The sequence below is a fragment of the Nocardia noduli genome (assembly GCF_019038455.1).
Lineage (GTDB): Bacteria > Actinomycetota > Actinomycetes > Mycobacteriales > Mycobacteriaceae > Nocardia > Nocardia noduli.
This window is the reverse complement of the sequence record NZ_JAFMPL010000191.1, coordinates 1-6,087: the sequence shown is the minus strand read 5'-3', so window position 1 is coordinate 6,087 and position 6,087 is coordinate 1. Positions and strand designations below refer to the sequence as shown.

Below are 6,087 nucleotides of genomic sequence, written 5' to 3'. Positions count from 1 at the left end.
ATCCCGGTGCGCCGGGCGGTACGGGAGGTCGAGGCATCGGGAGGGGATTCGGTCGGTCCGATCCGGGGAAATCTGGCGGTCCGGGTCGAGCGGGCGGTACCTGTGGCCGCGGCCCGCCGGGGTGACCGTGCGGTCCCGGCGGGAAGTGCGGCGGCGGCGGGAATGGCCCGGTCGGCGGCATCGGTCCACTGAACCGCTGGTAGGCGGCTTGACGCGAGGTGCCGAGCAGATCGCCGAGTTCGGCCCAGGTGTGGCCTTCCTCGCGGGCCTGCCTGGCCAGCGTGTGCAGGATGTCGTCGACGAGATTGCCGAGATTGCGCGTCGCGCTGAGGGCGGCGAGCACCGGAACCGCCGGTGTACCTTCCCCCGGACGCAGCACGCCGACGACGAGTTCGGCATTTGCGGAGAGCAGGGTGGCGAGCGTCGCCCGCTCGTCGTGTAGGTCGGTGCGGGGTTCTTCGGTCATATGTAAAGGCTGCCTTGACGTCCGACGTGTGTCAAGGTCAGGTTTACATGTGCGGCGACCTGGTCTGCCGAACGAGTTCGGTGCTCGCTCGCTTCGGCGCACCGCGTACGAGGCCGACTACGTCACGTATTCGAGCGGATGGCGTTCGGCGACCCGCCCGTGATCGCGCAGGACGAAGTTCACGACGAGGTCGTCGGCGATCTGGATCAGTACATCGCGACCTTCGACCGCGGCGGCCCATTCGTGCGGCAGACCGGATAGTCCGTGCAGCGCGCCGAGCAGGTTGCCCGCGACCGCGCCCGTGGAATCGGAATCGCCGGAATGGTTGACCGAGAGCAGCAGTGCCGCGCGCACTCCCTCGGTCTCGGCCCGCAACGCGCAGTGCACGGCGACGGCGAGGCACTCCTCGGCGATCCACCCCGCGCCCACCCCTTGCACGACCTCCGAGGTGGGCGGTTCGGTGTCGGCCAGGGTGAGCGCGCGTTCCAGGGCGGTGGCCGTCTGCGTGCCGCGCGGCATCGACGCGACCTGAATGATCGTTTCCCGCAGCGCTTTCCGAAGGTCGAATCCGCTCATCACGCGATCGATCAGCGCACCGAAGGCTCCGGCGGCCAGATATCCGGTGGGATGGCCGTGGGTGAGTTGCGCGCAGCGCGCGGCCGTCTCGAACGCGGCGTCCGGGCCGGAACCCACCAATCCGAAGGGCGCGGAGCGCATTACCGTTCCGCAGCCCTTCGAATGGGCGTTGACCGGGCCGGGATACCCCATCGGGGCCGGGGGCACATAGTCCTGCGACTGTTGCGAGACGCCGCTCAGGCAGGTATCGCCCGGGGCCCGGACCGCGTAGAGGAACAAGTGATTCGACAACCAGCCGTCGGGTGCGTGGCCGGGCCCCTGGGCTTTCTGGGTGTGCTGCCACCGTAGTAGGGCCCGGCGCATGACGGGCGCGATGTCGGCGCCGGGCGGGCAGCGCAACAGCCCTTCCGCGGTGAACAGGGTCATCTGGGTATCGTCGGTAACCTGTTGCGGCGGTCCGTAATCGGGGGCGAACCCGGTCACGCCCGCTTCGCCGTGCTGTTCCCTGATCTGGGCCAGACTCCGGAATTCGATCGGCCAACCCAGCGCGTCCCCGATGGCCCCGCCCAGCAGTGTGCCGCGCACGCGGTCGACGATCTCCACATACTCCACCATCACCCGATCTTGTCAGGTTCGGGCCGCCGCGCGCGGTGATAATCGACTCGCGAAACCTCTACTCGTGCGGTGTCTTCGTCCGATCCGACGGCACCAACGGGATCGCCACGGTCGCCAGCGCCGCGGCGGCCAGGTAGGCGGCGGGGAATCCGCCGACCGTGATCAAGGCGCCGAAAGCCGGTGGAATGGCGGCCATCGCGAGATTCTGACCGGTGTTCTGGACGCCGAGGCCGCGTCCGCTCCAGTACGGGCCCGCGATCTCGGCGACGGCGGTGAAGGCAAGACCATTGTCGGACACCGTGATCACCGATGCCGCGATCAGCAGCGGGATCGCCACCCACCACCAGCTCGACCACGCCGCGAATCCGAGCGCGGCCATGCAGATCACCGCGGCCACCGCGACGGTGCGCAACGGGCCGAGCCTGCTGCCCACGTGATCCGACCACGCGCCCGCGCCGATCCGCCCGCCGGCGCCGAGCAACTGCGTGACGGTGACCAGTGCCCCCGCCGCGGGCAGGGACCAGCCGATATCGCGGTGCAACCAGAGCAGGGCGAAAGTCCACACCACGCCCTGGGGCACACACAGCAGGACCGACACCGCGTGGATACGCCACAGCGTGGAGTCGCCGCGGTACGGGTTGACCCGGTCGACGGATTTCGCGTCGGGCCGCGGCGGATCGACGATGCCGAAATAGCAGCCGACGGCGGCGAATCCGGCCATCAGTGCCGGAACGAGCACTGCGGTCGAGATACCGTGCGCCGCGGCGACGGCCGGGATGGCCAGCGCGGCTATGCCGACGCCGAGCGGCTGGGCCGTCTGGCGTATGCCCATCGCCAGTCCTCGACGCCGCGGCGGGAACCATCCGACGATGACCCGGCCGCTCGCACCGTTGGTACTCGCCGCGCCGACGCCGCCGAAGAACAGCAGCGCGCCCAGTGCGATGTCGTTCGTGGTGGCCGCGGCCGCGCAGCCCGCGGCCAGCATGACCAGCGGACCGCCGACCAGAACCTTGTGCTCGCCGATCCGGTCGACCACGTATCCCCAGGCGATCAGGGTGCACACCAGGCCGACGGTCGGCATGGCGACGAGCACGCCCGCCGTCGGCAGCGACATGCCGCGGTCGGTGAGCGCGGGGAGCAGGAAGGGCACCCCGTGGACGAATACCGCGCTCGACGCCTGGGCGAAGACACCGAGGCCGAGCATGGACCACCGTCGAACGTCGCGCACCTGTGTCACGGTAGCCATCGGCCTCACCCCGGTATCCCGCGTCTCCGCGCATCTCGCTATCATCCCAATATATGGAATGAAAATCTCATTGAATGAACTCCTGGCGATACGCTACACCGTGCGGGCAAGTCGATTTCGGCGAAGCGATGTCGAACTTGTCACATCTGGCGGTATTCGGGCACCCGCGTCGACCGCCTCGCCTGCGTGTTTGCCCCGACCTCGCCGCTCGCCGCGCCATCCGGTCGCCGCGGCGCTCCTCGCGTCGCGCGAAAGTGACGAGAACACGTTCCGGACCACTCGGTCGGGTGCGTTCGGGCAGGTGGCGACCGCTCGATAGACTGCCGGGCATGCGTCTAGGTCGAGTTGCCAGTCCCGATGGGGTCGCGTTCGTCAGCATCGAAGGAGAGGGCGGCGCCGACGCGGCGTCGCTGACGGCCAGAGAGATCGCCGAGCATCCGTTCGGCACTCCGACGTTCACCGGACGGAGTTGGCCCCTGGCCGATGTGCGGATGCTCGCGCCGATCCTCGCCAGCAAGGTCGTCTGCGTCGGCAAGAATTACGCCGCACACGCGGCCGAAATGGGTGGTAGCGCACCCGAAGAGCCGGTAATCTTCATGAAGCCGAGCACGTCGATCGTCGGTCCGAACGCCTCGATCATCCTGCCGCCCAGTTCATCCCGGGTGGATTACGAGGGCGAACTGGCAGTCGTCATCGGCCGTCCGTGCAAGGATGTGCCCGCCGCACGCGCACTGGATGTGATCCTCGGGTACACCGTCGCCAACGATGTCACCGCACGGGATCAGCAGAGCAAGGACGGGCAGTGGACCCGCGCGAAAGGTTACGACACGTTCTGCCCGCTCGGCCCGTGGATCGAAACCGCCGTCGACCCATCGGATCTGGAGATCGTCACCGAACTGGACGGCGAGGTGAAGCAGCGTAGCCGTACATCGCTTCTGCTGCACGATATTCCGAAGCTCGTGGAATGGGTGACCAGGGTGATGACGCTGCTGCCCGGCGACGTGATCCTCACCGGAACACCGGAGGGAGTCGGTCAGATGCAGTCGGGGCAGCAGGTGTCGGTGACCGTCGAAGGTATCGGCACCCTGACCAATTCCGTTGCGACCAAACACCGCTAGCGACCGTTCGAACGAGTCCGAAAGAGAGCCATGACTGAAGTACGGGTCCGCTTCTGCCCGTCACCGACCGGAACACCGCACGTCGGCCTGATCCGCACGGCGCTGTTCAACTGGGCCTACGCCCGTCACACCGGTGGCACCTTCGTCTTCCGTATCGAAGACACCGACGCCGCACGTGATTCCGAGGAATCCTACGCGGCCATCCTGGACGCGCTGCGCTGGCTCGGGCTCACCTGGGACGAGGGGCCGGAGGTCGGCGGACCGTACGAGCCGTACCGGCAGTCGCAGCGTCGCGCGCTGCACCTGGACGTGGTCGGCAAACTCCTCGACGCGGGCGAGGCGTACGAATCCTTCTCGACTCCCGAGGAGGTCGAGGCGCGGCACCGGGCCGCGGGCCGCGATCCGAAACTCGGTTACGACAATTTCGATCGCGATCTCACGCCCGAGGCGATCGCGGCGCACAGGGCCTCCGGACGCCCGGCGGTGATCAGGTTGCGGATGCCCGATACCGATCTCGGCTGGCGCGATCTGGTCCGCGGTGAGACGGTATTCAAGGCGGGTACGGTTCCCGACTTCGCGTTGACCAGGGGTAACGGTGATCCGCTCTACACCCTGGTGAATCCGGTCGACGACGCGCTGATGCGGATCACCCATGTATTGCGCGGGGAGGATTTGCTCTCGTCCACTCCGCGTCAGCTCGCGCTGTATGCCGCATTGGAACGAATCGGCGTCGCCGAGTTCACCCCGGAGTTCGGTCACCTGCCGTTCGTAATGGGGCATGGCAACAAGAAGCTGTCCAAGCGTGATCCGGAATCCAATCTGTTCGCCCACCGGGATCGCGGATTCATTCCCGAGGGTTTGCTGAATTACCTGGCGTTACTCGGGTGGGGTATCTCGGACGATCACGATGTTTTCTCGATGTCGGACATGGTCGAGGCATTCGATATATCGAAAGTGAATTCGAATCCGGCCCGATTCGACCAGAAGAAGGCCGACGCACTCAACGCCGAACACATCAGAATGCTCGATCCCGGCGATTTCGCGCATCGGCTGCGTGAGTTCCTGACGGGACACGGACATATCGGTGCCGACGTCGACGACAAGTTGTTCGCCGCCGCGGCGGACTTGGTGCAAACCCGGATCGTCGTCCTTTCCGACGCGTGGGAACTGCTGCGATTCCTGTTCGCGCCCGCCGAGGAGTTCGCCATCGATCCGGCGGCGGGTGCGAAGAATCTCGGCGCGGAGGCCGTGCCGGTTCTCGACGCCGCGATCGCCGCGCTGGAGTCCCTTCCCGCATGGGCTACCGCGGGTATCGAGGAGGCGCTCAAAACCGCGCTGATCGACGATCTGGGCCTCAAACCCCGCAAGGCCTTCGCGCCGGTGCGCGTCGCGGTGACCGGATCGCATATCAGCCCGCCGCTGTACGAGTCGCTGGAGTTGCTCGGACGCGAGCTGTCGCTGGACAGGCTACGCTCCGCTCGCGGCTGGACCGCCACCGCCTGATCCGGCAAAACGATCGAAAATAGGGCTTTGACCAGGCGATTTGTAGTTTACCGGCCGAGGTTTGGTACTCTTCTTCTCGGCCGGAACACGGCCCCGCGGTAGGCCGGTCCGACTGGTCCGACTTCGGGGCTGACGTCCTGGTCATTGGGGTATGGTGTAATTGGCAACACAGCTGATTCTGGTTCAGCCATTCTAGGTTCGAGTCCTGGTACCCCAGCGGAAATGTTGCACATCTCTCGGTTCGCGACCGAAAGTGGTTCAGCATCCGGCGATTTGGTCGCCGAGCTTCGGTCGGTTAAGCTGGCCGAGCTTCCTCGGATCGCAAGATCCACAAGGTTGATCACCGCGGAAACGTGGGAGATCAAGTCCTGGCCCCGTCGTCTAGCGGCCTAGGACGCCGCCCTCTCAAGGCGGTAGCGCGGGTTCGAATCCCGTCGGGGCTACACAAGTGAAAGGCTCACGCTCGCACAGAGCGTGAGCCTTTCTTGTTTCGCAATGTCTTGTGGGGCGCGGCCCCCACGCCCCAGCCCGGCGGGGCTTCGCCCCCCGGTCCCCCGTTGGGC

General features: G+C 66.7%; 4 protein-coding genes, 2 tRNA genes and 1 pseudogene. 4 read left to right on the top strand and 3 right to left on the bottom strand.

The window, feature by feature from the left end:
• From JZ792_RS40475 to JZ792_RS40465, 3 genes and pseudogenes are all read right to left on the bottom strand, one after another.
• Nucleotides 1–466 (bottom strand): annotated as a pseudogene (locus tag JZ792_RS40475) (hypothetical protein); the annotation flags it as partial.
• 117 nt (nucleotides 467–583) lie between these two features.
• Complete coding sequence (locus tag JZ792_RS40470; RefSeq protein WP_216918187.1) at nucleotides 584–1,657, bottom strand: ADP-ribosylglycohydrolase family protein; 1,074 nt, start codon at nucleotides 1,655–1,657, stop codon at nucleotides 584–586.
• A 58-nt stretch (nucleotides 1,658–1,715) separates the two neighbouring features.
• A complete protein-coding gene (locus JZ792_RS40465; protein WP_216918185.1) occupies nucleotides 1,716–2,903 on the bottom strand; it encodes an MFS transporter in 1,188 nt (395 codons plus the stop codon).
• Nucleotides 2,904–3,232: 329 nt separating this feature from the next.
• Between JZ792_RS40465 and JZ792_RS40460 the strand changes: the two genes are divergently transcribed.
• The 4 genes from JZ792_RS40460 to JZ792_RS40445 all read left to right on the top strand — a co-directional run bounded on the left by JZ792_RS40460 (nucleotide 3,233) and on the right by JZ792_RS40445 (nucleotide 5,967).
• Complete coding sequence (locus tag JZ792_RS40460; RefSeq protein WP_216918183.1) at nucleotides 3,233–4,021, top strand: fumarylacetoacetate hydrolase family protein; 789 nt, start codon at nucleotides 3,233–3,235, stop codon at nucleotides 4,019–4,021.
• A gap of 30 nt (nucleotides 4,022–4,051) precedes the next feature.
• Complete coding sequence (gene gltX, locus JZ792_RS40455) at nucleotides 4,052–5,524, top strand: glutamate--tRNA ligase (RefSeq protein ID WP_216918182.1); 1,473 nt, start codon at nucleotides 4,052–4,054, stop codon at nucleotides 5,522–5,524.
• Nucleotides 5,525–5,669: 145 nt separating this feature from the next.
• A tRNA-Gln gene (locus tag JZ792_RS40450) sits at nucleotides 5,670–5,741 on the top strand.
• Between the two features lie 153 nt (nucleotides 5,742–5,894).
• Nucleotides 5,895–5,967, top strand: a tRNA-Glu gene (locus tag JZ792_RS40445).
• Nucleotides 5,968–6,087: the final 120 nt, after the last annotated feature.

Excerpts from the sequence above, each read along its gene's own strand:
- JZ792_RS40470 (WP_216918187.1), bottom strand. The coding sequence starts at position 1,657 with ATGGTGGAGTATGTGGAGATCGTCGACCGCGTGCGCGGCACACTGCTG.
- JZ792_RS40465 (WP_216918185.1), bottom strand. The coding sequence starts at position 2,903 with ATGGCTACCGTGACACAGGTGCGCGACGTTCGACGGTGGTCCATGCTC.
- JZ792_RS40460 (WP_216918183.1), top strand. The coding sequence starts at position 3,233 with ATGCGTCTAGGTCGAGTTGCCAGTCCCGATGGGGTCGCGTTCGTCAGC.
- gltX (WP_216918182.1), top strand. The coding sequence starts at position 4,052 with ATGACTGAAGTACGGGTCCGCTTCTGCCCGTCACCGACCGGAACACCG.